The 25,568-nt window shown below is 39.7% G+C and carries 26 protein-coding genes and 1 pseudogene; 14 read left to right on the top strand and 13 right to left on the bottom strand.

Translation table 11 applies throughout. The annotated features are described in order from the left end of the window. Positions 1 to 296 precede the first annotated feature (296 nt). Entirely contained in the window at positions 297 to 2,885 is a 2,589-nt protein-coding gene (locus CJ239_RS10855; RefSeq protein WP_102211570.1) for a DUF1542 domain-containing protein, read from the top strand. Between the two features lie 108 nt (positions 2,886 to 2,993). Continuing rightward, positions 2,994 to 3,206, top strand: a pseudogene (locus CJ239_RS10860) (hypothetical protein); the annotation flags it as partial. Here the strand turns inward: CJ239_RS10860 and CJ239_RS10865 are convergent. From CJ239_RS10865 to coaB, 5 genes are all read right to left on the bottom strand, one after another. Continuing rightward, positions 3,203 to 3,718 (bottom strand): transcription repressor NadR, encoded by a 516-nt coding sequence (locus CJ239_RS10865; RefSeq protein WP_000159186.1) that lies wholly within the window; start codon positions 3,716 to 3,718, stop codon positions 3,203 to 3,205. The pseudogene CJ239_RS10860 and the gene CJ239_RS10865 sit on opposite strands and share 4 nt — an antisense overlap. Before the next feature lie 11 nt (positions 3,719 to 3,729). Next, positions 3,730 to 4,257, bottom strand: coding sequence for an ECF transporter S component (locus CJ239_RS10870; RefSeq protein ID WP_057487737.1), 528 nt, complete (start codon positions 4,255 to 4,257; stop codon positions 3,730 to 3,732). A gap of 291 nt (positions 4,258 to 4,548) precedes the next feature. Beyond that, positions 4,549 to 5,112, bottom strand: coding sequence for an ECF transporter S component (locus tag CJ239_RS10875; protein WP_000747412.1), 564 nt, complete (start codon positions 5,110 to 5,112; stop codon positions 4,549 to 4,551). Next, on the bottom strand, positions 5,096 to 5,647 hold the full coding sequence (gene coaC, locus CJ239_RS10880) for a phosphopantothenoylcysteine decarboxylase (RefSeq protein ID WP_102211571.1): 552 nt from the start codon (positions 5,645 to 5,647) through the stop codon (positions 5,096 to 5,098). Before coaC ends, CJ239_RS10875 begins: the two co-directional genes overlap by 17 nt. 11 nt (positions 5,648 to 5,658) lie before the next feature. Beyond that, on the bottom strand, positions 5,659 to 6,348 hold the full coding sequence (coaB, locus tag CJ239_RS10885; protein ID WP_102211572.1) for a phosphopantothenate--cysteine ligase: 690 nt from the start codon (positions 6,346 to 6,348) through the stop codon (positions 5,659 to 5,661). A 229-nt stretch (positions 6,349 to 6,577) separates the two neighbouring features. Between coaB and CJ239_RS10890 the strand changes: the two genes are divergently transcribed. From CJ239_RS10890 to radC, 4 genes are all read left to right on the top strand, one after another. Then, complete coding sequence (locus CJ239_RS10890; RefSeq protein WP_102211573.1) at positions 6,578 to 8,248, top strand: formate--tetrahydrofolate ligase; 1,671 nt, start codon at positions 6,578 to 6,580, stop codon at positions 8,246 to 8,248. 21 nt (positions 8,249 to 8,269) lie between these two features. Next, positions 8,270 to 9,244: a GTP pyrophosphokinase family protein gene (locus CJ239_RS10895; RefSeq protein ID WP_102211574.1), complete on the top strand. Its 975-nt coding sequence runs from the start codon at positions 8,270 to 8,272 to the stop codon at positions 9,242 to 9,244. Positions 9,245 to 9,378: 134 nt separating this feature from the next. After that, positions 9,379 to 11,670, top strand: coding sequence for a DNA helicase PcrA (gene pcrA / locus CJ239_RS10900; protein WP_102211575.1), 2,292 nt, complete (start codon positions 9,379 to 9,381; stop codon positions 11,668 to 11,670). Between the two features lie 42 nt (positions 11,671 to 11,712). Then, on the top strand, positions 11,713 to 12,393 hold the full coding sequence (gene radC / locus CJ239_RS10905) for a DNA repair protein RadC (RefSeq protein ID WP_102211576.1): 681 nt from the start codon (positions 11,713 to 11,715) through the stop codon (positions 12,391 to 12,393). On the opposite strand, the gene CJ239_RS10910 is transcribed toward radC, so the two are convergent. The 7 genes from CJ239_RS10910 to CJ239_RS10940 all read right to left on the bottom strand — a co-directional run bounded on the left by CJ239_RS10910 (position 12,390) and on the right by CJ239_RS10940 (position 17,162). After that, on the bottom strand, positions 12,390 to 13,079 hold the full coding sequence (locus CJ239_RS10910; protein ID WP_102211577.1) for a gamma-glutamyl-gamma-aminobutyrate hydrolase family protein: 690 nt from the start codon (positions 13,077 to 13,079) through the stop codon (positions 12,390 to 12,392). The genes radC and CJ239_RS10910 overlap by 4 nt on opposite strands. A gap of 17 nt (positions 13,080 to 13,096) precedes the next feature. Then, positions 13,097 to 13,738 carry a redox-sensing transcriptional repressor Rex gene (locus CJ239_RS10915; protein ID WP_042900738.1) on the bottom strand — a complete coding sequence of 214 codons (642 nt, stop codon included), beginning with the start codon at positions 13,736 to 13,738 and terminating at the stop codon, positions 13,097 to 13,099. Positions 13,739 to 13,820: 82 nt separating this feature from the next. Then, positions 13,821 to 14,036, bottom strand: a complete 216-nt coding sequence (locus CJ239_RS10920; RefSeq protein ID WP_180958278.1) for a DUF4649 family protein — start codon at positions 14,034 to 14,036, stop codon at positions 13,821 to 13,823. A 7-nt stretch (positions 14,037 to 14,043) separates the two neighbouring features. Continuing rightward, positions 14,044 to 14,391, bottom strand: coding sequence for a DUF1831 domain-containing protein (locus CJ239_RS10925; protein ID WP_102211579.1), 348 nt, complete (start codon positions 14,389 to 14,391; stop codon positions 14,044 to 14,046). A 4-nt stretch (positions 14,392 to 14,395) separates the two neighbouring features. Continuing rightward, the gene (locus tag CJ239_RS10930) at positions 14,396 to 15,511 is read right to left on the bottom strand and encodes a cysteine desulfurase family protein (RefSeq protein ID WP_102211580.1); all 1,116 of its coding nucleotides are present in this window, start codon (positions 15,509 to 15,511) and stop codon (positions 14,396 to 14,398) included. Positions 15,512 to 15,520: 9 nt separating this feature from the next. Next, positions 15,521 to 16,480 carry a ribose-phosphate diphosphokinase gene (locus CJ239_RS10935; RefSeq protein ID WP_102211581.1) on the bottom strand — a complete coding sequence of 320 codons (960 nt, stop codon included), beginning with the start codon at positions 16,478 to 16,480 and terminating at the stop codon, positions 15,521 to 15,523. A gap of 112 nt (positions 16,481 to 16,592) precedes the next feature. Then, positions 16,593 to 17,162, bottom strand: a complete 570-nt coding sequence (locus CJ239_RS10940) for a CYTH domain-containing protein (protein ID WP_102211582.1) — start codon at positions 17,160 to 17,162, stop codon at positions 16,593 to 16,595. Between the two features lie 128 nt (positions 17,163 to 17,290). Here CJ239_RS10940 and CJ239_RS10945 point away from each other — a divergent pair, with 128 nt between their 5' ends. The 8 genes from CJ239_RS10945 to CJ239_RS10980 all read left to right on the top strand — a co-directional run bounded on the left by CJ239_RS10945 (position 17,291) and on the right by CJ239_RS10980 (position 25,108). Further along, positions 17,291 to 17,962 carry a GTP pyrophosphokinase family protein gene (locus CJ239_RS10945; protein ID WP_000171684.1) on the top strand — a complete coding sequence of 224 codons (672 nt, stop codon included), beginning with the start codon at positions 17,291 to 17,293 and terminating at the stop codon, positions 17,960 to 17,962. Continuing rightward, complete coding sequence (locus CJ239_RS10950) at positions 17,946 to 18,764, top strand: NAD kinase (protein ID WP_102211583.1); 819 nt, start codon at positions 17,946 to 17,948, stop codon at positions 18,762 to 18,764. The genes CJ239_RS10945 and CJ239_RS10950 overlap by 17 nt, the downstream gene beginning before the upstream one ends. Continuing rightward, positions 18,761 to 19,657: an RluA family pseudouridine synthase gene (locus CJ239_RS10955; RefSeq protein ID WP_102211584.1), complete on the top strand. Its 897-nt coding sequence runs from the start codon at positions 18,761 to 18,763 to the stop codon at positions 19,655 to 19,657. Before CJ239_RS10950 ends, CJ239_RS10955 begins: the two co-directional genes overlap by 4 nt. A 45-nt stretch (positions 19,658 to 19,702) precedes the next feature. Next, complete coding sequence (pta, locus tag CJ239_RS10960; RefSeq protein ID WP_000451571.1) at positions 19,703 to 20,677, top strand: phosphate acetyltransferase; 975 nt, start codon at positions 19,703 to 19,705, stop codon at positions 20,675 to 20,677. A gap of 233 nt (positions 20,678 to 20,910) precedes the next feature. Further along, complete coding sequence (gene mutY / locus CJ239_RS10965) at positions 20,911 to 22,122, top strand: A/G-specific adenine glycosylase (RefSeq protein ID WP_102211585.1); 1,212 nt, start codon at positions 20,911 to 20,913, stop codon at positions 22,120 to 22,122. Positions 22,123 to 22,247: 125 nt separating this feature from the next. Then, positions 22,248 to 22,955: a response regulator YycF gene (gene yycF / locus CJ239_RS10970; protein WP_102211586.1), complete on the top strand. Its 708-nt coding sequence runs from the start codon at positions 22,248 to 22,250 to the stop codon at positions 22,953 to 22,955. Then, entirely contained in the window at positions 22,948 to 24,297 is a 1,350-nt protein-coding gene (gene vicK / locus CJ239_RS10975) for a cell wall metabolism sensor histidine kinase VicK (protein WP_102211587.1), read from the top strand. The genes yycF and vicK overlap by 8 nt, the downstream gene beginning before the upstream one ends. Before the next feature lies 1 nt (position 24,298). Continuing rightward, positions 24,299 to 25,108 (top strand): MBL fold metallo-hydrolase, encoded by an 810-nt coding sequence (locus CJ239_RS10980; protein ID WP_000004961.1) that lies wholly within the window; start codon positions 24,299 to 24,301, stop codon positions 25,106 to 25,108. A 35-nt stretch (positions 25,109 to 25,143) separates the two neighbouring features. Here CJ239_RS10980 and CJ239_RS10985 read toward each other — a convergent pair whose 3' ends face one another. Then, entirely contained in the window at positions 25,144 to 25,491 is a 348-nt protein-coding gene (locus tag CJ239_RS10985) for a PedC/BrcD family bacteriocin maturation disulfide isomerase (RefSeq protein WP_102211588.1), read from the bottom strand. Positions 25,492 to 25,568: the final 77 nt, after the last annotated feature.

A 25,568-nucleotide genomic window follows, 5' to 3' on the forward strand; every position in this document is an offset into this window, starting at 1 on the left:
CTCAAACGTCTCACACTTAATTCCACCATAAAAATCCGTTTTAGACTAATTTCCACTTTGGTCAGGCAAGTGGAAGTTACTTTGAGAAGTTAGCTTAAATGCTAAATTAGAAAAAATATATGGGTTATACTGTTAATTTTTCTAAGAAAGATGTAAAATAGAAAGTGTACTATGTTTTTAAAACAAGTGTGGTACCCAAAATTAAAAAAGCATATCCTTTCCTTAAATTCCTAAAATATTTAAGGGGGGGGTATTTTTTAGTACCTCAAAAATAAAAATAAGAGAGAGGCGATTAGATGAGAAAATCAAATCGAGAAGTGAACGGAGAAAAGGTATTCCGTTATTCTATTCGTAAGTACCATTTTGGTGCTGCAAGTGTTGCAGTTGCGGCATTAATGTTTTTTGCAAATGGTGCGGTAAAGGCAGATGCTTTACCTGTATCACCTGTTACGGCTAATACTGAAAAGGTAAATGCTGGTGTTACGGAACTGACAGAAGGAGTTCCACCTAAAGAGAATCCTATAGAGAAATCAAAAGAGGAAGTAGTGGGTGATAAAACACCAGTTGCTCAGAAGCTAGTGGATAAGTCTCCTCTCGTTCAGGCTATTAGTGAACTTCAAGCTGCGATTGCAAAAGTAGACGAGGAAAGTTTAGTAAGTTTATCTAATCAACTTATTCAATTAACCGATGAAAATAACCGTTTACTTAATGGAGAAAATATTTCTGAGGAAGCGATTGCAAGTCAAGTAAGTCGAGTTCAATTTCTTACAGAGCAAGTACGTCAACTTCACTCTAAGACTGAAGATAAAGCTTCTAACAAGGAAGATAGATCTGGTTCTAAAGTTCAAGATAAAAAAGAGTTTGAAGTATCAGAGAATGCTGTGACACTTGTTAATCAGACTGCAGAAATCAAAAAATCTGTAAAAGATGACAAAGTCGAGGAAGTGTTCACTAATAAAACCAAATTGGAAACGCTTTTAAAAGAAATTGACAAATTAGAACCAGAAAAATACACTGAGGATTCAGTAAAGGGATTAAAAGAAAAAGTTGCAAAAGCTAAAGAAGTATTAACAATTGCTAAAAATCAAGAGGAAGTTAATTCGGTATATAAAGAGTTAGTTAATTACAAAAACAGTAGTTTAAGACGTGTGAGAATGACTCATAAACCACTAGAGGAAAACACTCCTAAACTAGATACAACAAATGGTAAAGAAACAGTAGGGAAGAAAGCCCAAAATACTGAGCCAAATGATAGGAATATCGCAGGACATAATCATATCTTGAATGGGATTACTTTACCTGAAGGTAGTGGACTACGAGCTGCTCCAAACAATGCAAATTTCAGATATGAAACCGACGGCGCAGATTTATCTAGTTTAGTTGCTGGTGAAGAATTAGGATATGGCAAGAAGGTCATTATTAAAGTTAGATACGATAAGAGTGTGATTTCTAGTCGAGATATAAATATTACTACAACCCCTAATACTGGACCAAGGATTGAGTATACTAATAAATATAGAGATGGTATTGCACCGTTCGATGGTGGAAGCAATGTGAAATTAGTAGGTCAAATTCCGAATGATATGATTGGAACTTACGATTTACATGTTCACATACTAAATAATAAAAATAGTAATTCGCAAATAACAACATTAAAGATTCCGATAACCGTAAAACCTAAAAAACCTACTGTAAGTGTTGCTGATTTAGTAAATGCAGAAGGGAAAAAGCCGGTTGTTACAGCAACAGTTGCGAATACATCTATAAGTAAAGTAGAATTTTATCTTAATGGGCAAAAGCAAACTGAAGTAAATGCAACAAATGGACAGGCAACGTGGACACCAACTAATGCACTGAGAGAAAATGATCGAATTACTGTTAAAAATATCGCAAAGGGCGGAATACCTCCTAGAGATGCATATGGCAATACTTTTACAACTAGAGAAACTGCATCTGATATGAGTGATCCTGTGGTAATTCCAAAAGCACCTAAACCAGCATTTGATCTTGGTGCAGAAAAATCTAATGCCAAAGCTGAATTAGGTAGAATTGCTCAAGCAGAGATTACCGCTATTAACGGAGATAAAAGTTTAACGACTACAGAGAAGACAGCTAAGGTACAAGAAGTTAATACTAAGAAAACTCAAGGTGAACAAGCTATCGATGCAGCGTCAGTAAATGATGCAGATAAAGTCGCACAAGCGAAAGAAACTGCTAAAACAGCGATTGAAGGTGTCCACACCCCAGGAAACTTAGCAACTGTAAAATCTAATGCCAAAGCTGAATTAGGTAGAATTGCTCAAGCAGAGATCACCGCTATTAACGGAGATAAAAGTTTAACGACTACAGAGAAGACAGCTAAGGTACAAGAAGTTAATACTAAGAAAACTCAAGGTGAACAAGCCATCGATGCAGCGTCAGTAAATGATGCAGATAAAGTCGCACAAGCGAAAGAAACTGCTAAAACAGCGATTGAAGGTGTTCACACCCCAGGAAACTTAGCAACTGTAAAATCTAATGCGAAAGCAGCACTAGAAGAAGCGGCGAAAGCAGAAAAATCAGAAATCGCCTCTGATAATAGTGTTACAAGTGCAGACCGCGTAACGCAAACAAACGCAGTAGACACTAAGAAAACAGAAGCAGAAGGTCAGATTACTTCAGCAGTCGATGCCGATGCAGTAGCAGCAGCGAAAACCGCAGGTGAAGCAGCAATTCGAGGCGTCCACAACAATGGAGACCTAGAATCGCTTAAGACCGCAGCGAAAGCATTACCTAATACTGGTACAGTAAAATCAACATTAGCTATTCCAGTTGCAATTACAAGTGCTTTACTTAGTTTAGGTCTTGTAGGAGGACGTCGTCGTAAAGAGGATGAAGAAGTTTAATCAGTATATTTACTTGCTAAAATGGCTAGCAAATTTGTAAGAGTCGAATAATTATCTAAAACCTCCAGGTTAGTGAATTCAATCATAGTTCCTAATCTGGAGGTTTTTTATAGTTCAATTGACTATAAAACGACTGAGTTCTCTGGTACCCTTCGCTCTTCAGATGAAAGAGAAATTTCTTGGGTGCAAAAAGACCAGATTCCAAACTTGGATCTGGCCTATGATATGTTACCTTTGATGGAAATGATGGAAGCTCCGGACAAATCTGAATTTTTCTACCCTCGCCGTACAGAAGACGATTTGGAAAAGAAAATTTTCTAGTCTTTTACTAAATAACCGAGCTGATCCAAGGCCTCCTCGATATAGTGGAGGTCTTGTTGTGTTTCGGCTTCGACTAGGTGGTAATGGACCCCATCTGTTAATTCAGATAAAGGTCTAAAATCAGAATGCTCGACTTGTTCTAGAAAATGTTGAACGTCTCGGCGGCAAGAAAGTTTAAGCAAGGTTTCAATTTCTCCATAAACGGGATGGTCAATCAAGGTGTTTTGAACACGTCCACCATTATCTACGATAGCGAGGAGTTCTTGACCGATTTCTTCAACTTCATGTTTCACTTTAAAAAGTTTATGAACATAAGGGTTAGTATCAATTTGCTTATAGACGTAGCCACGATTGGTGGATAGGATAGGAGCGCCATCGGCTCTCAAAATTGCAATATCCTGTACAATGACCTGACGTGTGACATGAAAATGTTCAGCCAAACTTTGGCCGTTGAGGGCTTTAGGAGCTTCTTTCAAGAGTTGGAGCAGGGCTTGTTTGCGATCTTTTGTCATAGCTTTTCCTTTTAACGGCGTTTTCGAAGCACTTTATAGACAGCTAGTGCTAATGTATAGTCTACCATACTATGGATAATTGTGCCAAATCCAACTAGCACAAATAGAACATAAAACATATTTTCTACATTAGTACCAGAAGTGGCGTAAAAAAGGACACAGGCTAATACTTCAGCAAGGGCATGGACAAGCGCTAACACAAAGTTGAAAATCCAGGAAGATTTTGGTTTATCTAGGGTATCGGGGAATTTTTGTAGGTAAAGAGCTCCCAAAGTCCCAAAAAAGATATGGGAAAAAGCTCGAAATACGATAACCATAGGATAGCCAGCCATCAAAAATCCAAAACTAGAGGCTAGGATGACAAAAACTGCCATCAAGGGCGACAAGAACATAGCGATAAAAATAGCGATGTGGCTCCCTAGAGTGTAAGAAGCAGGTGGAATGACAATCTTGAAAGGCATAACAATTGGAATCAAAATCGCAATAGCCGTTAAGAGGGCAGTCATTGTCATAAATTGTGTCTTTTTCCGTGTGTTCATAAGAATCTCCTTTTTAACTGTATATACACTAGTATGGTACTATAAACAAGACAATAAAGCAAGAATTTACTTGGGTTTATAGGTCATTTTTAAGTTAATATTCTTCGAAAATCTCTTCAAACCATGTCAGCTTCCATTTGCAACCTTAAAACAGTGTTTTGAGCAACCTGCAGCTTGCCTCCTAGTTTGCACTTTGATGTTCATTGAGTATAAATATTGGTAAAGATTTCACTAAAAAGGAACTACTTCAAACAAAATCTCCACCTTCAGGTTTGAAAGTGGAGATTGTTTTTATTTTTTCAAAGTCTGTAGTCGTGGAACAATGGCTAAGGTTAGAACTGCGGAAATGACTAATTCAGCAATCGAATTTGTTGAGATAACAGTTGCTAGGAGTTTTTGGATATTACCATCAAAAACATTTCCAAAAAGGTAGAAAATTCCACCAAGGACAAAGACAGTATTTGTCAAGGAACCAAGGGCACCAGCTAGAATCAGACCAGTCTTATTTTTCATCAGCTTATAGACTAAGTAAGGAGTTAAACCAATCAAAATACGTGGGACAATGGCAATGATAGCTGAGTAGATGTTCCCATTTGGTACGAAAGGAGAGAAGAGGTAGCTGGTTGGCAGAATCGTAATTGTGTTAACCGTCAAGCTAAGTAGCCCCATCAAAAATCCAAGTGTAACCCCAACGCGTGGACCGTAGATAATGCTGGCAATAATGACAGGAATATGAACGATGGTCGGTTTGATTGGGAATGGAAAAAGGTTAAAGATAAGTGAGCTTAGAAAATGAATCACAAGCATGGTTGCAAAGAAGATAGCAATGGGCGCAATATTAGATCGTTTTTTCATCGAGAGTTTCCTTTATTCTTTCTAAAATAATTGTGAGGTCGGCTAAAGCTCCTCGTCCATGGTCTCCACAAGCTAGTAGGGATTCCTTAGGAGCAATTAGCTGATAGCCGTAGGTTTCTAATGTTTTCAGATTAGCCTGAGTTGCTGGATGTTCATACATCTTTGTATTCATAGCAGGTGCGATGAGTTTGGGAATATGACTTGGCAAGGCTAGAGCAATACAAGTTACTATGTTGTCCGCAAAGCCGTAGGCTAGTTTTGCAATAGTGTTAGCTGTTGCAGGGGCCACGATAAATAAATCTGCTTTTTTTCCAAGTTCGATATGATTGACTTGATCAGGATAGGGATCCTTCATGACATCTAGGTGGACAGGATTCTGTGATAAGACCTGTAGTGTCAATGGTTGGATAAACTCTGTAGCAGCCTGAGTCATTAAGACAGTGACATGATGACCTTGTTTTTTTAGAGAACTGACTAAATCTGCCGACTTGTAAGAGGCGATTGACCCCGTTACAGCCAAGAGAATGTTTGCCATAGCTTTCCTTTCTACGAATGATAGCCTTGAATTTTTTCAAGGAGGAGATCTGCAATTTCTTCTTTAGTCTGGACTGTTTGAAGCTGATTTTTTTCAACAAAGATTGCACGATGTTGATCTGCTGAAATTTGAGACAGGTCATTTGCAATAATCAAGTCTGCTTGGTCTTTGATAAGACTTTTTCTAGCAACTTCAACTAGATGATCTTCGTTAACATCAACCAGCAGTTTGAAACCAATCAGATGAATAGCAGGATTCCATTCCTTGACCAGAGAGATGATTTTGGGTGTCTTTTTAAGGAATAAAACCTGAACCTCATCAGTTGAAGAAATCTTAGCTTGATGATTTTGCCTGCTTAAAAATTCTTCTAGATTGGAGCTAGCCTGAACTTCCTCAAGCCCTGTCATATAAACAGGAGTGTAGTCAGAAACAGCCATTGAGTGAATCAAGACCTGATAATCCTGAACACGTTCTTGCATTTCCAGTAGAAGGTCCTTGGTATTGTTAATTTCTCGAATAGTCAGGTTGGGATGGGATTCTGGCTTCACAGCTCGTTTTGTCGTAATTAAACAAACTTCATGCCCTGCAGCAAGCAAGGTTTCTGTGATGATTTTCCCCAAGCGACCAGTAGAATGGTTAGTGATAGAGCGGACGCTGTCGATAGCTTCACTGGTACCGCCCGATGTAACTAAAATTTTCATAGCACTATTGTACACAAAAATAAACGGTAAGTAAAATGAAAGCGATAAATTTTTGGTAAAAATGAAGATTTACTATAGTTTCAAACTATAAAGCCATATAAAATTTAAGAAAGGACTCTAAAAACCTTAAAAACAGGGATATTTACGAACGTTTAGAGAGTTTTAGGATGTTAAAAATCTTGTTTTGTGTTATAATGAATTATCATATAAGAGGTTAGAGGAGTTTTGAATGAAAACAGATATTGAAATCGCACAGAGTATTGAGTTGAAGCCAATCGTTGATGTTGTAGAGAAACTTGGTATTTCTTATGACGATTTGGAGTTGTATGGAAAGTACAAGGCTAAACTCAGCTTTGATAAAATTCGTGCAGTTGAGAGCAATCCAGTTGGGAAATTGATTTTGGTTACTGCCATCAATCCAACGCCTGCAGGTGAAGGAAAATCAACTATTACCATTGGTCTGGCGGATGCCTTGAATAAGATTGGCAAGAAAACCATGATTGCTATCCGCGAACCATCTCTTGGTCCAGTAATGGGTATCAAGGGTGGTGCTGCTGGTGGTGGTTACGCCCAAGTGCTGCCAATGGAAGACATCAACCTCCACTTTACTGGAGACATGCATGCTATTACAACTGCCAACAATGCTCTTTCTGCCTTGATTGATAATCACTTGCACCAAGGAAATGAGCTAGGAATTGACCAACGCCGTATTCTCTGGAAACGTGTAGTGGACTTGAACGATCGCGCTCTTCGTCATGTAACCGTTGGACTTGGTGGTCCTCTTAACGGAATTCCACGTGAGGATGGCTTTGACATTACAGTTGCTTCCGAAATCATGGCAATTCTTTGTTTGGCAACAGACATCGAGGACTTGAAACGCCGTTTGGCTAATATTGTTATCGGTTATCGCTATGACCGTACACCAGTTTCTGTAGGTGATTTGCAGGTTGAAGGTGCCTTAGCTTTGATTTTGAAGGATGCGATTAAGCCAAACCTGGTTCAAACAATTTACGGTACACCTGCCTTTGTACACGGTGGTCCATTTGCTAATATTGCTCATGGATGTAACTCTGTTTTGGCAACGACAACAGCCCTTCACTTGGCTGATTACACAGTTACTGAAGCTGGTTTTGGTGCAGACCTTGGTGCTGAGAAATTCCTTGATATTAAGACACCAAACTTGCCAACATCTCCAGATGCAGTTGTTATCGTCGCAACCCTTCGTGCCCTTAAGATGAATGGTGGTGTAGCTAAAGACGCTTTGACAGAAGAAAATGTAGAGGCAGTTCGTGCAGGTTTTGCCAATTTGAAACGCCATGTTGAAAATATCCGTAAGTTCGGTATTCCAGCAGTTGTTGCGATTAACGAATTTGTATCTGATACAGAATCTGAAATTGCAGCCTTGAAAGAACTTTGTGCCTCAATCGATGTACCAGTTGAGTTGGCTAGTGTCTGGGCTGATGGCGCAGAAGGTGGAGTAGCCCTTGCTGAAACGGTTGTCAAGACTATCACTGAAAACCCATCTAACTATAGACGTTTGTATGACAATGACCTTTCTGTCCAAGAAAAGATTGAAAAGATTGTTACTGAAATCTACCGTGGTAGCAAAGTGAACTTTGAGAAGAAAGCTCAGACACAGATCGCTCAAATCGTTCAAAATGGTTGGGATAAATTGCCAATCTGTATGGCTAAAACTCAGTATAGTTTCTCAGACAATCCAAATGCCCTTGGAGCGCCAGAAAACTTTGAAATTACCATTCGTGAATTGGTACCAAAATTAGGTGCAGGCTTCATCGTTGCCTTAACTGGCGATGTCATGACTATGCCAGGACTTCCAAAACGACCAGCAGCCCTCAACATGGATGTTGAAAGTGACGGAACAGTATTAGGTTTGTTCTAGTATATTGAGAGATATAGAATTATGGAAAAAAATTTGGAAGAAATATTGTCACAATTTGATTCAACTAAAAATAATTACGAGAGACTTTTAGAATATATTGAAGCCACAATTAAAAGTCTTATGGAAAATGAAAAAATACAAATTCATGAAATTAAAGGAAGGATTAAAGATAAAGAAAGTTTAAGCAAAAAAATTGAAACTAAAGACTATAAATATTCCAGTTTGTCAGAAATAACGGATATTTGTGGAATTAGAATTATCACATATTTTTCGGACGATGTAGATAAAATTGCTTCTTTACTTGAAGAAGAATTTGATTTAGATCAGGACAATTCTATTGATAAACGAAAAACTCAAGATCCTACTAAATTTGGCTATGTATCTTTACACTATATTTTAAAATTAGGAGGAAGTAGAGCAGAATTAACTGAAAATATTAATTATAAAGAATTAAAATTTGAAGTTCAGATAAGGACTATTTTGCAGCATGCTTGGGCGGAGATAGAACATGACTTTGGATATAAATCTGATCAGGATGTTCCTGAAAAAATTAGAAGAAGATTTTCAAGGTTAGCTGGTTTAATTGAGTTAGCTGACGAGGAATTCATGGAAATTAAACGATATGAAAAGGAATATACTAATAGAGTTGAAGAAGGATTCAAAGAGAATTCTAAAAGTATAAAAATTGATTCTATAAGTATTTCAGCCTTATTAGAAAGTGAATCTTATATCAATTTTATTGAAGAAAATTATGATCAACATAAGATAGCAATTAGGTATCCTGGTGGAAAATTTAAAGATGATAGAATTTCTAAAATTGTCAATTATTGTGAACAATTAGGTATTAAAACGATTGATGAATTGGAAAGTAAGTTCAAAAGTGAATTTCCAAATTACTTTAGTAGATGGATTGAGGAAAAAAATAACTATTTTTATACTTGGAATACTACACCTTTACTAGAGATTCTTTATGATTTAAATAATTCAACTAGATAATCATGTTAAGTATTGTAAGAAGTCCCATCTATATTCCGATGGGATTTTGCTATTTGTCTATTCTCTATAAAGTTTCTATTTTCTCCGAATTCTGATATAATAGAAATAGTGACTTCAAGAGTAAGGAAGAGAAGATGAACGCATTATTAAATGGAATGAATGACCGTCAGTCTGAGGCGGTGCAAACGACAGAAGGGCCCTTGTTAATCATGGCGGGGGCTGGTTCTGGAAAGACCCGAGTTTTGACCCACCGCATTGCTTATCTGATTGATGAAAAGCTGGTCAATCCATGGAATATCCTGGCCATTACCTTTACTAACAAGGCTGCGCGTGAGATGAAGGAACGTGCTTACGGACTCAATCCAGCCACTCAGGACTGTTTGATTGCGACTTTTCACTCCATGTGTGTTCGTATCCTGCGTCGTGATGCGGACCATATTGGCTACAACCGAAATTTCACTATTGTAGATCCTGGTGAACAGCGAACTCTCATGAAACGCATTCTCAAGCAGTTGAACCTGGATCCTAAAAAATGGAATGAACGGAGCATCTTAGGGACTATTTCCAATGCTAAGAATGATTTGATTGATGATGTGGCTTATGCTGCCCAAGCTGGCGATATGTACACGCAAATCGTGGCTCAGTGTTACACGGCTTACCAAAAAGAGCTTCGTCAGTCAGAGTCGGTTGACTTTGATGATTTGATTATGTTGACCTTGCGTCTCTTTGATCAAAATCCTGATGTTTTGACTTATTACCAGCAAAAATTCCAATACATCCATGTTGATGAGTACCAAGATACCAACCATGCCCAGTACCAACTGGTCAAACTCTTAGCTTCACGCTTTAAAAATATCTGTGTGGTTGGGGATGCGGACCAGTCTATCTACGGTTGGCGTGGTGCTGATATGCAGAATATCTTGGACTTCGAAAAGGATTATCCTCAAGCCAAGGTTGTCTTGTTGGAGGAAAATTACCGCTCAACCAAAACCATTCTCCAAGCAGCCAATGAGGTTATTAAAAACAATAAAAACCGCCGTCCTAAAAATCTCTGGACTCAAAACGCTGATGGGGAGCAAATCGTTTACTATCGTGCCAATGATGAACTGGACGAGGCTGTATTTGTAGCCAGAACCATCGATGAGCTTAGTCGCAGTCAAAACTTCCTTCACAAGGATTTTGCAGTTCTCTATCGAACTAATGCCCAGTCCCGTACTATTGAGGAAGCCCTGCTCAAGTCTAACATCCCTTATACAATGGTTGGAGGAACCAAGTTCTATAGCCGTAAGGAAATTCGTGATATTATCGCTTATCTCAACCTCATTGCCAATTTGAGTGACAATATTAGTTTTGAGCGTATTATCAATGAGCCTAAACGTGGAATTGGCCCAGGTACTGTTGAGAAAATCCGTGATTTTGCCAATATGCAAAACATGTCTATGCTAGATGCTTCTGCAAATATCATGTTGTCTGGTATCAAAGGAAAAGCAGCCCAGTCTATCTGGGATTTTGCCAATATGATTCTAGATTTGCGAGAGCAGCTGGATCAGTTAAGTATTACTGAGTTGGTTGAGGCTATCCTTGAAAAAACAGGTTACGTTGATATTCTTAATGCCCAAGCAACTCTGGAAAGTAAGGCTCGGGTTGAAAATATCGAAGAGTTCCTTTCTGTGACGAAAAACTTTGATGATACCTCTGATGGTCCAGAAGAGGAAACTGGTCTGGATAAGCTCAGCCGTTTCTTAAATGACTTGGCCTTGATTGCGGACACAGATTCAGGTAGTCAGGAGACATCAGAAGTGACCCTGATGACCCTGCATGCCGCCAAAGGTCTCGAGTTTCCAGTTGTCTTTTTGATTGGGATGGAAGAAAATGTCTTTCCGCTTAGCCGTGCGGCTGAAGATCAAGATGAATTGGAAGAAGAACGCCGTCTGGCATATGTAGGTATCACGCGTGCAGAGAAAATTCTCTATCTGACTAACGCCAACTCACGCTTGCTTTTCGGTCGTACCAATTATAACCGTCCAACTCGTTTTATTAACGAAATCAGTTCAGATTTGCTTGAGTATCAAGGATTGGCGCGCCCAGCAAATACAAGCTTTAAGGCATCATATAGCAGTGGTGGTCTCGCCTTCGGTCAAGGTATGAGTCTGGCTCAAGCTCTTCAAGACCGTAAACGCAGTGCTGCCCCAAAATCTATCCAGTCAAGCGGTCTTCCATTTGGTCAATTTTCAGCTGGTGCAAAATCAGCGTCTAGCGAGACAAATTGGTCCATTGGTGACATTGCTCTCCACAAGAAATGGGGAGAGGGAACTGTTCTGGAAGTTTCAGGTAGCGGTGCTACTCAGGAATTAAAAATCAATTTCCCAGAAGTAGGTTTGAAAAAACTTTTAGCTAGTGTAGCCCCAATTGAGAAAAAAATCTAATTTTCCATCCTTCTCACGAATAATAAAGTGAGGAGGATTTTTATGTACAGTATTTCATTCCAAGAAGATTCACTATTACCAAGAGAAAGACTGGCCAAGGAAGGAGTAGAAGCGCTCAGTAATCAAGAATTGCTAGCTATTTTACTCAGGACAGGAACACGTCAAGCTAGTGTTTTTGAAGTTGCCCAGAAAGTCTTGAACAATCTTTCAAGCCTAACAGATTTGAAAAAAATGACCCTGCAGGAATTGCAGAGTCTGTCTGGTATCGGCCGTGTTAAGGCAATAGAATTACAAGCTATGATTGAACTGGGCCATCGTATTCACAAACACGAGAACCTTGAGATGGAAAGTATTCTCAGTAGTAAAAAGCTGGCCAAGAAGATGCAACAGGAATTGGGGGACAAAAAACAAGAGCACCTAGTGGCGCTCTATCTCAATACTCAAAATCAAATCATCCATCAACAGACCATTTTTATCGGCTCAGCTACTCGCAGTATCGCTGAACCGCGAGAGATTCTTCATTATGCCATCAAGCATATGGCGACCTCTCTAATCTTAGTTCACAATCATCCTTCAGGAGCAGTAGCTCCTAGCCGAAATGATGATCATGTTACTAAACTTGTCAAAGAAGCCTGCGATCTGATGGGAATTGTCCTCTTAGACCATTTGATTGTCTCTCACTCCAGTTACTTTAGTTATCGTGAAAAGACAGATTTAATTTAAAGTTTATTAACGACATAGTCAAAGAGATTTTTATCTTTGGGACGATTTTCAAAAAGAAATTCTGGATGCCATTGGACACCGAGAAAGGCGACATCATCCGTACTCATGACAGCTTCAATGATACCATCCTTAGGATCATGAGCTGCAATCTTTAAGTTAGGTGCTAAATCTTTGATACTCTGGTGGTGGAAGGAGTTGATATGGGAGATTTCTCCATAGATTTCTCGAAGAACTGTATCAGGCTCTGTCACCAAGCGTTGAGTTGTGTACTCAGCCGAACAATCTTGCCAGTGGTCTTCGATATCTTGATACAAAGTTCCACCCATGGCAACGTTAAAGAGTTGTGTTCCACGGCAGACAGAAAAAATTGGCTTTTTCTGTTTAATAGCTTCCTTGATGAGGGCCAGTTCGAAGATATCTCTTTGAAGGTGGTAGTCATCGCTATCAATGGTTTTCGGTTCGCCATAGAATTTTGGGTCAACATTTTGCCCACCTGTCAAGATGAGCTTGTCAATCATACTGATATAGTGGCTAGCCATTTCTTGATCACCAATCGGTAGGATGATGGGAATCCCTCCAGCGTCTTTAACGCCTTCTACAAAACCTTTTGTTGCGTAGCTCATCATGATGTTATCATCTGGATGAGTTTTTTCGTTTCCTGTTATCCCAATAACTGGTTTTTTCATAAAATGATTTTCGCTTTCTAATCCTCTTTTCGCATGAAATAGAGGAGGGTTTGGAGTTCACTTGTCAAATCGACATACTGAACGACCACGTCTTTTGGTAAATGTAGATGGACAGGTGAAAAACTGAGGATTCCTTTCACGCCAGCATCAACTAAGAGATTGGCAACCTCTTGTGACTTGACGCTGGGAACAGTTAGGATCGCAGTTTTGACATCGGCATTCTTGATTTTATCCTTGATTTGAGAAATTCCGTAAATGGGAATCCCATCAGGAGTTTGGGTCCCGACCTCAGGATGGTCATCTAGATCAAAGGCCATGATAATCTTCATCTTGTTACGCTCGTGGAAGCGGTAGTGGAGAAGGGCATGACCCATATTTCCAATACCTACTAGCATAACATTGGTAATGGAGTTATCATTGAGCAAATCGGCAAAAAATGTCATCAGTTTTTTGACATCATAGCCAAAACCACGACGACCTAGTTCACCAAAGTAGGAAAAATCACGACGAACTGTCGCTGAATCAATACCGATAGCCTCTGCAATTTGCTTAGAGTTGGCACGTTCAATCTTTTCTGCATGAAATCTCTTAAAAATTCGATAGTAGAGAGAGAGTCTTTTTGCTGTAGCTTTTGGAATAGCAGACTGTTTATCTTTCACAAAATCACAACCTTTCTATTCTTCTATTTTATAGAAACATTGTGAAAAAATCAACAAAAATAAGAAAAAACTAAGAAAAATCTTAGTTTTGATGTAAAAATGACGTTTGTGATAGAAAACGGTAGAGGTATCCGACCAGTCCTTGGTAAACTTCCTGTCCCTTATAGGTCAAAGAAGTCACATAAAGTGTATCTGGTAGGGTTACACAGCCTGACAAAGCCAACATGAGAGTCTCATAATCTTCATACTTGAGAGTCCGCTCTACATGATAGCTATCCTTATAGGTTAGTTCAAACATATGGGACCTATCTTTCCGATTTTGTAAAGACACCACGTTCTACTAGACTATCCATTAGGAAGTAGAATTTTTCCTGGTGAATGTGGTGGTCTTCTGATTTGAAAATATCAACTAGACGAAGACCAAACTTGTCAGTGATATTGATTTTAGCCCCTGTAAGTTCCTTGTTAATGATGATTTTGAGTTGGAAGCCTTCACCGCTGTTTGGCACTTTTTCCAAAAGGCGAGTCAGTTCATAATTACCAATTTTAGTCTCAAAAAAGGTGTTGTCTTTGAGGGTGAATTTTTTAACAGAAGGGCTAAGAGTGTAGTCGTAACGACAATTTTTTAATTGAATGGTTTTTTCAAATGCCATATGGCTAACCTCCGATAATTTCTTTTAAGGTTTTTGCGAGGGTATGTAGGTCTTCAACAGTATTTTCTGGAGAGAGACTGATACGAACGGATTCCTTCAGACGCTCTGAATTTGTCCCGTACATAGCTTCAAGAACATGGCTGGATTGAACAATGCCTGCAGTACAGGCTGAGCCAGTAGAGATTGAAATTCCAGCTAAATCTAGACGAAGGAGTAAGAGGTCGTTTTTCTGCCCAGGAAATCCAATATTGAGAACATAAGGAAGATGATGTTCTCCTCTATTCAGGTAATACTGAACTCCCTCCAGATCTGCAAGAAAGGCAGTCTCTAGATTTTGTACATGTTGAAAATGTTCTTCTTGCTTTTCTAAATTTTCTTTTAGGGCTGCAAGCATGCCTACGATGGCAGCTAGATTTTCAGTTCCTGCACGTTTTTTCTGTTCTTGGTCTCCGCCATGAAGATAGGAATCAAAGTCCATGCTTGATGCGTAGAGAAAGCCGATTCCCTTAGGACCATGGAACTTGTGGGCTGAAGCAGTGAGAAAATCAATGCCCAATTCTTCTGGATGAATAGGAATTTTACCGATTGTCTGAACTGCATCGACATGATAGGCAGCAGGGTGTTGCTTAAGTATTTGGCCAATTTCAGCAATAGGAAGTAGGTTTCCAGTCTCATTATTGGCAAACATGGTAGAAACCAAAATCGTATCATCACGTAAAGCCTTTTGAATTTGCTGGGCGGTGATTTCTTGATTTTCTGGCTGGATAATGGTTACTTCAAAACCAAAGTGTTGAACCAAGTAATCAATGGTTTCAAGGACAGCATGGTGCTCGATGGCAGTTGTGATAATATGTTTTCCTCGTTCTTGGTGACGAAGGCAGTAGCCAATGATGGCAGTATTGTTGCCTTCAGTCCCACCAGAAGTGAAAAAGATATGTTGAGGTTTTGTCCCCAGTAACTGAGCTAGTTCCTGACGGGCTTCTCGCAAGAGTTTGCCAGCTTGACGACCATGCCCATGAATACTAGAAGGATTTCCATAGGTTTCTTGCATAACCTCGGTCATAGCTGAAATAGCAACTGCTGACATGGGAGTCGTTGCAGCATTGTCCAAATAAATCAAAGAATCACCTTATTTCTTTTTGTTGTAGGCAAAGAGTGGGCTGACTGGTTTTCTTTCGTGGATACGGACGATGGCATCACCAATTAACTCACTAGCAGTGATGTAGCATACGTTTTTAGGAGTTTTTTCTTTTGTTGCTACTGAATCAGTCACAAGAATTTCTTTAATCTTAGTATTGTCAAGAAGTTCAGCAGCACCTTCAACGAAGAGACCGTGGCTAGAAACAGCATAAATTTCTGTAGCCCCTTCATGTTCAACGATTTTGGCTGCTTCAGAGAAAGTACGTCCTGTATTTAAAATGTCATCAATCAAGATGGCTTTTTTACCTTCAACATCGCCAATGATATAGCCTTCGTTGCGAGTTGCATCGTCTTGAGGGTAGTCGATAATGGCGATAGGAGCATCAAGATATTCAGCCAAGCTACGAGCACGTTTCACCCCTGAATTTTTAGGGCTAACGACAACAACATCTGAACCTCTTAATCCTTTATCACAGTAGTGCTTAGCAAAGAGAGGAACAGTGTAAAGATTATCTACAGGAATATCAAAGAAACCTTGTACTTGAACTGCATGTAGGTCGAGGGTAAGGACACGATCTACACCAGCTTTAACCAGCATGTTAGCAACTAGTTTAGCTGTTAGTGGTTCTCTAGATGATGCAATTCTATCTTGGCGTGCATAGCCAAAATACGGAAGGACAACGTTGATACTGTGGGCACTTGCACGCACACAAGCATCAACCATAATTAATAATTCCATTAGGTGGTTGTTAACAGGGAAACTTGTAGATTGGATGATGTAGACATCATAACCACGGACACTTTCTTCGATATTAACTTGGATCTCTCCATCAGAAAATTGACGTGATGACAGTTTTCCAAGTGGAATACCGACAGCATCCGCAATTTTTTGTGCAATCTCTTGGTTAGAGTTGAGTGCGAAAAGTTTCATGTTTTTTCTATCTGACATTATAGACCGTCCTCTGTAAACTGAATGAAGCCAAGTCATTTCTGTTTTGCATATATTAACTTGGATTCGAGTATTTTTATCTTTTCTATTTTACCAAAAAATGAAGATTATTTCAGCTATTTTTCATGCTTTTGACAAATCGAACCAATTTTGAAGGGGCATTTTGATAGGAAATCTGATTTTCCTCTAAAAATTGTTTGAATTCTTGTTTGCCTTGCTCGTGATTTTCAACTTCAAGCTCCAATTCGTAATCTGTCATATCAAAGTATTGACTCTCATCAAGTGCCATGAGACCAATAGCTGTTTTCATTTCATAGCGAATCGTTGTGAGACAACCAAGCACCTGCCATTTCTTACTTTGGATACCATATTTAGCCAATTCATCAAGAACCAGCCCCTGAGGAAGTTCTTCCTTAGCCAGATAGTTTTCAGCATCTTTTAGTTGTAATTTTTGATTGTATTCCATGTTTCCAATACTTTGTGGGACTTTGAGTGTCAATTCTGCCCAGTCTTCAAAAGTTCGAATGCGCATAGCAACTTTCTTTTCTCGCAGTTCAAAATTAGGCGTGTCGATGTAGTAATTTTTTTGAAGAACAGGAGTGACACCTCTGAACTGCTCTTTTAGACGATCATATTCATCTTTTTTCAATAGTGTTTTCAATTCAATTTCTAAATGTTTCATTTTTCTTACCTTTTCTTTATCGTTGAAAGCGGATTTATGGTATAATAAGCATTGTATTTATTGTATATGAATCTGGAGAAAAAATCAAAGATATTTTTGAAGGATAATATGAGAATAAGGGAGAATATATGACCTTAGAATGGGAAGAATTTCTAGATCCTTACATTCAAGCTGTTGGTGAGTTAAAGATTAAACTACGTGGTATTCGTAAGCAATATCGCAAGCAAAATAAGCATTCTCCGATTGAGTTTGTGACTGGTCGAGTCAAGCCAATTGAAAGTATCAAGGAAAAAATGGCTCGACGTGGTATTACTTATGCGACCTTAGAACACGATTTACAGGATATTGCTGGTTTGCGTGTGATGGTCCAGTTTGTAGATGATGTCCAAGAAGTTGTGGCTATTTTGCGCAAGCGTCAGGATATGCGGATTATACAGGAGCGAGATTACATTACTCATCGAAAGGCTTCAGGCTACCGTTCCTATCATGTGGTAGTAGAATATATGGTTGACACCATCAATGGAGCCAAGACTATTTTGGCAGAAATTCAAATTCGTACTTTGGCCATGAATTTCTGGGCAACGATAGAACATTCTCTCAACTACAAATACCAAGGGGATTTCCCAGAGGAGATTAAGAAGCGATTGGAAATTACAGCCAAGATTGCTCATCAGTTGGATGAAGAAATGGGCAAAATTCGAGATGATATCCAGGAAGCCCAGGCACTTTTTGATCCTTTGAGTAGAAAATTAAATGATGGTGTAGGAAACAGTGACGATACAGATGAAGAATACAGGTAAACGAATTGACCTGATAGCTAATAGAAAACCACAGAGTCAAAGGGTTTTGTATGAATTGCGAGATCGTTTGAAGAGAAATCAGTTTATACTCAATGATACCAATCCAGATATCGTTATTTCCATTGGTGGGGATGGCATGCTCTTGTCGGCCTTTCATAAGTACGAAAATCAGCTTGACAAGGTACGCTTTATCGGTGTTCACACTGGACATTTGGGCTTCTATACGGACTACCGTGATTTTGAGTTGGACAAGCTAGTGACTAATTTGCAGCTAGATACCGGGGCAAGAGTCTCTTATCCTGTTCTGAATGTGAAGGTTTTTCTTGGAAATGGTGAAGTGAAGATTTTTAGAGCACTCAACGAAGCCAGTATCCGCAGGTCGGATCGAACAATGGTAGCAGATATTGTAATCAATGGTGTCCACTTTGAACGTTTTCGTGGAGATGGGCTAACAGTTTCAACTCCGACGGGTAGTACAGCCTATAACAAATCACTTGGTGGAGCTGTTTTACACCCAACCATTGAAGCTTTGCAATTAACGGAAATTGCCAGCCTTAACAATCGTGTCTATCGAACGCTGGGTTCTTCCATTATTGTGCCTAAGAAGGATAAGATCGAACTCATTCCAACGAGAAACGATTACCATACTATTTCGGTTGACAATAGCGTTTATTCCTTCCGAAATATCGAAAGAATTGAGTATCAAATCGACCATCATAAGATTCATTTTGTCGCATCACCTAGCCATACCAGTTTCTGGAATCGTGTTAAGGATGCTTTCATCGGCGAGGTGGACGAATGAGGTTTGAATTTATCGCAGATGAACATGTCAAGGTTAAGACCTTCTTAAAAAAGCACGAGGTTTCTAAAGGACTGCTGGCCAAGATTAAGTTTCGAGGCGGAGCTATTCTGGTCAATGATCAACCACAAAATGCGACGTATCTATTGGATATTGGAGACCGCGTTATCATCGATATTCCTGCTGAGGAAGGCTTTGAAACTCTAGAAGCTATCGAGCGCCCACTGGATATTCTCTATGAGGATGACCATTTTCTAGTCTTGAATAAACCCTATGGAGTGGCTTCTATTCCTAGTGTCAACCACTCCAATACCATTGCTAATTTTATTAAGGGTTACTATGTCAAGCAAAATTATGAAAATCAGCAGGTTCACATTGTGACCCGACTTGATAGGGACACTTCTGGCTTGATGCTTTTTGCCAAACATGGCTATGCTCATGCACGATTAGACAAGCAGTTGCAGAAAAAGTCTATTGAGAAGTGCTACTTTGCTTTGGTTAAAGGTGATGGACACTTGGAGCCAGAGGGAGAAATTATTGCACCGATTGCGCGTGATGAAGACTCCATTATCACTAGAAGAGTAGCTAAAGGTGGAAAGTATGCCCATACATCATATAAGATTGTAGCATCTTATGGGAATATTCACCTGGTCGATATTCGCCTGCATACTGGACGTACCCACCAAATCCGAGTCCACTTTTCTCATATTGGTTTTCCTTTGTTAGGTGATGACTTGTATGGAGGTAGTCTGGACGACGGCATCCAACGGCAGGCTCTGCATTGCCATTACCTATCCTTCTATCATCCATTTTTAGAGCAAGACTTGCAGTTAGAAAGTCCCTTGCCGGATGATTTTAGTAATCTTATTACTCAGTTATCAACTAATACTCTATAAAAACTAAATCAGAGTATAATTTATTATTTTTAAAGGAGAAAACTCATGGAAGTTTTTGAAAGTCTCAAAGCCAACCTTGTTGGTAAAAATGCTCGTATCGTTCTCCCTGAAGGGGAAGAGCCTCGTATTCTTCAAGCAACTAAACGCTTGGTAAAAGAAACAGAAGTGATTCCTGTTTTGCTTGGAAATCCTGAAAAAATTAAAATTTATCTTGAAATCGAAGGTATTGAGGACGGTTATGAAGTCATTGACCCTCAACACTACGATAAATTTGAAGAAATGGTTGCTGCTTTAGTGGAGCGTCGCAAGGGCAAAATGTCTGAAGAAGATGCACGCAAGGTTTTGGTTGAAGACGTCAACTACTTTGGTGTTATGTTAGTTTACTTGGGCTTGGTTGATGGAATGGTATCAGGTGCGATTCACTCAACTGCTTCAACAGTTCGCCCAGCCCTACAAATCATCAAAACTCGCCCAAATGTGACTCGTACTTCAGGTGCCTTCCTCATGGTTCGTGGTACGGAACGTTACCTATTTGGTGACTGTGCTATAAATATCAATCCTGATGCAGAAGCTTTGGCTGAAATTGCCATCAACTCAGCAATTACAGCTAAGATGTTTGGAATCGAGCCTAAAATTGCTATGCTAAGCTATTCTACTAAAGGTTCAGGATTTGGAGAAAGTGTTGATAAGGTTGTTGAAGCAACTAAAATTGCTCACGACTTGCGCCCTGACCTTGAAATCGATGGTGAGTTGCAATTTGATGCGGCCTTTGTTCCAGAAACTGCAGCTCTGAAAGCTCCTGGAAGTACGGTGGCTGGTCAAGCAAATGTCTTCATCTTCCCAGGTATCGAGGCAGGAAATATCGGTTACAAGATGGCAGAACGTCTCGGTGGGTTTGCGGCTGTAGGACCTGTTTTACAAGGTTTGAACAAGCCAGTTAACGACCTTTCTCGTGGCTGTAATGCAGATGATGTTTACAAGTTGACCCTTATCACAGCAGCCCAAGCTGTTCATCAATAAGATTTAGTCCTCTTTCCTTTGGGAAGAGGCTTTTTATACTCAATGAAAATCAAAGAGCAAATTAGGAAACTAGCCGCAGTCTGCTCAAAACACTGTTTTGAGGTTGTAGATAGGACTGATGAAGTCAGTCACATATATACGGTAAGGCGACGTTGACGTGGTCTGAAGAGATTTTCGAAGAGTATTAATACTAGGAAAAGGACAGTTAGAATCTTCTGTGTTATACTAGAGATATGTTAGATTTGAAAGAATACGGTATCGTCATGTGGCCAGAGGAGAAGATTATTTCTTTCCGTGAGAAACTTCTCAACTGGTATGATGAAAACAAAAGAGATTTACCATGGCGTAGAAGTAAAAATCCTTATCATATCTGGGTCTCTGAAATTATGCTCCAGCAGACTAGGGTGGATACAGTTATTCCTTATTATGAACGATTCTTGGACTGGTTTCCAACAGTGGAAAGTTTGGCAACTGCCCCTGAAGAGCGTTTGTTGAAGGCTTGGGAGGGACTGGGATATTATTCTCGAGTACGCAATATGCAGGCTGCTGCTCAGCAGATTATGGCTGACTTTGGTGGCAAATTTCCAAATACCTATGAAGGAATTTCCAGTTTGAAGGGAATTGGACCTTACACTGCAGGAGCCATTTCCAGTATTGCTTTTAACTTGCCTGAGCCAGCTGTAGATGGTAATGTCATGCGAGTTTTGGCGCGTCTGTTTGAAGTCAACCATGATATTGGCATTCCAAGTAATCGCAAAATTTTTCAGGCAATGATGGAAATCTTGATTGATCCAGATCGTCCGGGCGACTTTAATCAAGCTTTGATGGACTTAGGGTCTGATATTGAGGCTCCTGTAAATCCTAGGCCAGAAGAGAGCCCAGTCAAGGACTTTAGTGCGGCGTATCAGAATGGCACAATGGACCGTTATCCAATTAAGGCGCCTAAGAAAAAGCCTGTCCCAATTTATCTTAAAGCCTTAGTTGTGAAAAATTCTCAGGGACAATTTCTTCTTGAAAAAAATGAGAGTGAAAAGTTGTTGGCAGGCTTTTGGCATTTTCCCTTGATAGAAGTAGATGAGTTTCCGCAAGAAGAGCAGTTTGACCTCTTTCATCAGGTTGCAGAAGAAAGTGTCAATTTTGGCCCCAGCCCAGAAGAGAGTTTCCAGCAGGACTATGACCTAGAAGTTGATTGGCTTGATGGTTGTTTTGAGACTGTCAATCATGTCTTTAGTCATCGTAAATGGCATGTTCAAATTGTAGCAGGTCAGGTGAATGACTTCCATGATTTTTCAGATAGGGAGATTCGCTGGCTTTCACCAGAAGAGTTTAAGAATTACCCACTTGCCAAACCCCAACAAAAAATCTGGCAGGCTTATGCACAAGCCAACCTAGACTCAATGAAAATCAAAGAGCAAACTAGGAAACTAGCCGCAGGCTGTACTTGAGTACGGCAAGGCGACGTTGACGCGGTTTGAATTTGATTTTCGAAGAGTATTAGACAGTAGCCAAGACTAGCTATTATGTCTTCTTGTTATTTTTTTGGTATAATAGTAGAGAAAAAGGTGAACAAATGAAAAAAATATTAATTGTAGATGATGAAAAACCAATCTCGGATATTATCAAGTTTAATATGACCAAGGAGGGTTACGAGGTTGTAACTGCTTTTAACGGTCGTGAAGCGCTAGAGCAATTTGAAGCAGAGCAGCCAGATATTATTATTCTAGATTTGATGCTTCCAGAAATCGATGGCTTAGAAGTTGCTAAGACTATTCGCAAGACTAGTAGTGTGCCTATTATCATGCTTTCAGCTAAAGACAGCGAATTTGATAAGGTTATCGGTTTGGAGCTTGGTGCGGATGACTATGTGACAAAACCCTTCTCAAATCGTGAGTTGCAGGCACGTGTCAAAGCTCTTCTTCGTCGTACGGAATTGGTTTCTGTAGATAACCAAGAATCTGATGAAAAGAAAACTCAGCCTTTGCAAATTGGGGACTTGGAGATTGTGCCAGATGCTTATGTAGCTAAAAAATACGGTGAAGAACTAGACTTAACCCACCGTGAATTTGAACTCTTGTACCACTTGTCGTCTCATATCGGTCAAGTAATTACGCGTGAACACTTGCTTGAAACGGTCTGGGGTTATGATTATTTCGGAGACGTTCGAACAGTCGACGTAACTATCAGACGTTTGCGCGAGAAGATTGAAGACACACCGAGTCGTCCAGAGTATATCCTAACACGTCGCGGTGTTGGTTATTATATGAGAAATAATGATTAAACTAATTAAAGACACAGTTTTAACCAGTGATTTTATCTTTATCCTCATTTTACTTGGCTTTATTTTAGTGGTGACCTTGCTCTTACTAGAAAATCGGCGAGATAATATTCGATTAAAGCAAATCAATCAAAAGGTAAAAGACCTGATTGCAGGAGATTATTCTCAGGTATTGGATATGCAGGGTAGCTCTGAAATCACTAATATTACCAATAATCTCAATGATTTATCAGAAGTAATTCGTTTAACCCAAGAAAATCTAGAACAAGAGAGTAAACGATTGAATAGTATCCTCTCATATATGACAGACGGAGTCCTTGCGACCAATCGTCGTGGCAAGATTACCATGATTAATGACATGGCTAAGAAACAGCTAGACGTTCAGAAAGAAGAGGTTCTCAATAAAAGTATTCTAGAATTGCTTAAGATTGAAGATGAATATGAACTTCGTGATTTGATTACCCAAGTTCCTGAGCTTATGATTGATTCTCAGGATGCCAATGGTGAATATCTGAGCCTTCGTGTACGCTTTGCCTTGGTGCGTCGTGAGTCTGGCTTTATTTCTGGTCTGGTTGCTGTTTTACACGATACGACGGAACAGGAGAAGGAGGAACGCGAACGGAGACTCTTTGTTTCCAACGTTAGTCATGAGCTACGGACGCCTCTAACTAGCGTAAAATCCTATCTTGAAGCCTTGGATGAGGGAGCCTTGTCAGAACCTGTTGCACCAGACTTTATCAAGGTGTCTCTAGACGAAACCAACCGTATGATGCGGATGGTAACAGACCTTCTTCATCTTTCACGGATTGATAATGCAACCAGTCATCTGGATGTGGAATTGATTAATTTTACTGCCTTTATAACCTTTATTCTCAACCGTTTTGATCAGATAAGAGGGCAGGATGAAGAGAAGAAATACGAACTGGTGAGAGATTACCCAATTACCTCAGTCTGGATAGAGATAGATACAGATAAGATGACACAGGTGATTGATAATATTCTCAACAATGCCATCAAATATTCTCCAGACGGTGGGAAAATCACAGTGACCATGAAGACAACTGATGATCAGATGATTTTATCCATCTCTGACCAAGGCTTAGGTATTCCTAAACAAGATTTGCCACGTATCTTTGACCGTTTTTATCGTGTGGATCGTGCTAGAAGTCGTGCCCAAGGTGGTACTGGTTTAGGACTAGCTATTGCCAAAGAAATTATCAAACAACATAAGGGCTTTATTTGGGCTAAGAGTGAATACGGTAAGGGATCGACCTTTACCATTGTGCTCCCTTATGATAAGGATGCAGTGAAAGAAGAAGTATGGGAGGACGAAGTAGAAGACTAGAATGAGTGAAACAGGCTTTAAATACAGTATTTTAGCGTCGGGTTCCAGTGGAAATTCCTTTTATCTGGAAACCCCAAAAAAGAAGCTTTTAGTAGATGCAGGCTTGTCGGGTAAAAAAATAACCAGCCTACTTGCTGAAATTAATCGCAAGCCAGAAGATTTGGATGCCATCCTGATTACCCATGAGCATTCTGACCATATCCATGGTGTGGGTGTTTTAGCTCGCAAGTATGGTATGGATTTGTATGCCAATGAAAAGACTTGGCAGGCTATGGAAAATAGCAAGTATCTCGGCAAGGTGGATTCTTCGCAAAAGCATATCTTTGAAATGGGCAAAACCAAAACTTTTGGAGATATTGATATCGAGAGTTTTGGTGTGAGTCATGATGCAGTCGCACCGCAGTTCTATCGCTTTATGAAGGATGATAAGAGTTTTGTCCTTTTGACCGATACAGGTTATGTTAGTGACCGTATGGCAGGGATTGTCGAAAATGCGGATGGCTATCTTATCGAGTCCAACCACGATGTAGAGATTTTGCGAGCAGGTTCTTATGCTTGGCGACTCAAACAACGAATCCTATCGGATCTCGGTCACCTTTCTAACGAAGATGGTGCTGAAGCGATGATTCGAACGCTAGGAAATCGTACTAAGAAGATTTACCTTGGGCATTTATCTAAGGAGAATAATATCAAGGAGCTAGCTCACATGACCATGGTCAACCAGCTAGCACAAGCTGATCTGGGAGTCGGAGTAGACTTTAAGGTTTATGATACCTCACCAGATACCGCAACACCATTGACAGATATATAAAAAAGAAGGCGAGGGCCTTCTTTTTTATATATCTTTTACAATCCTGCAAATTCTTTGATTTCTCGTGCTGACATTGAAGAATCGCAACGGACATTGATTTGTCCATCAGCAATGTGAACGAAGCCTGGTACAGTTGGGATTCTGTAGCGTGAGCGGAATGCTTGCAACTCATTGAGTTGGCTTGGTTCTTCACTGTTGATGAAGTAGATATGAGCTTTGGTTTCAGCTACGACACCTGCTAAAGTACCTGCAAATTTACGGCAGTAAGGGCAAGTTTTACGACCGATAAAGAAGGTTGCAGTTTCCTTCTTATCAAGAGCTTCTTGCGCACGCGCAACTGTAGTGACTTCAAGGTCTTTGATATTATCTAAAAATTGTTCCATGAGATTACCTCGCTTTCATTGATAAGTCTAGTATGCCATAAAGTTTCTAAAATTGCTTAGATTTGATACGAAAAAAA

It is taken from the genome of Streptococcus sp. UMB0029, from assembly GCF_002871495.1.
In the GTDB taxonomy this organism is placed as follows: Bacteria; Bacillota; Bacilli; order Lactobacillales; family Streptococcaceae; genus Streptococcus.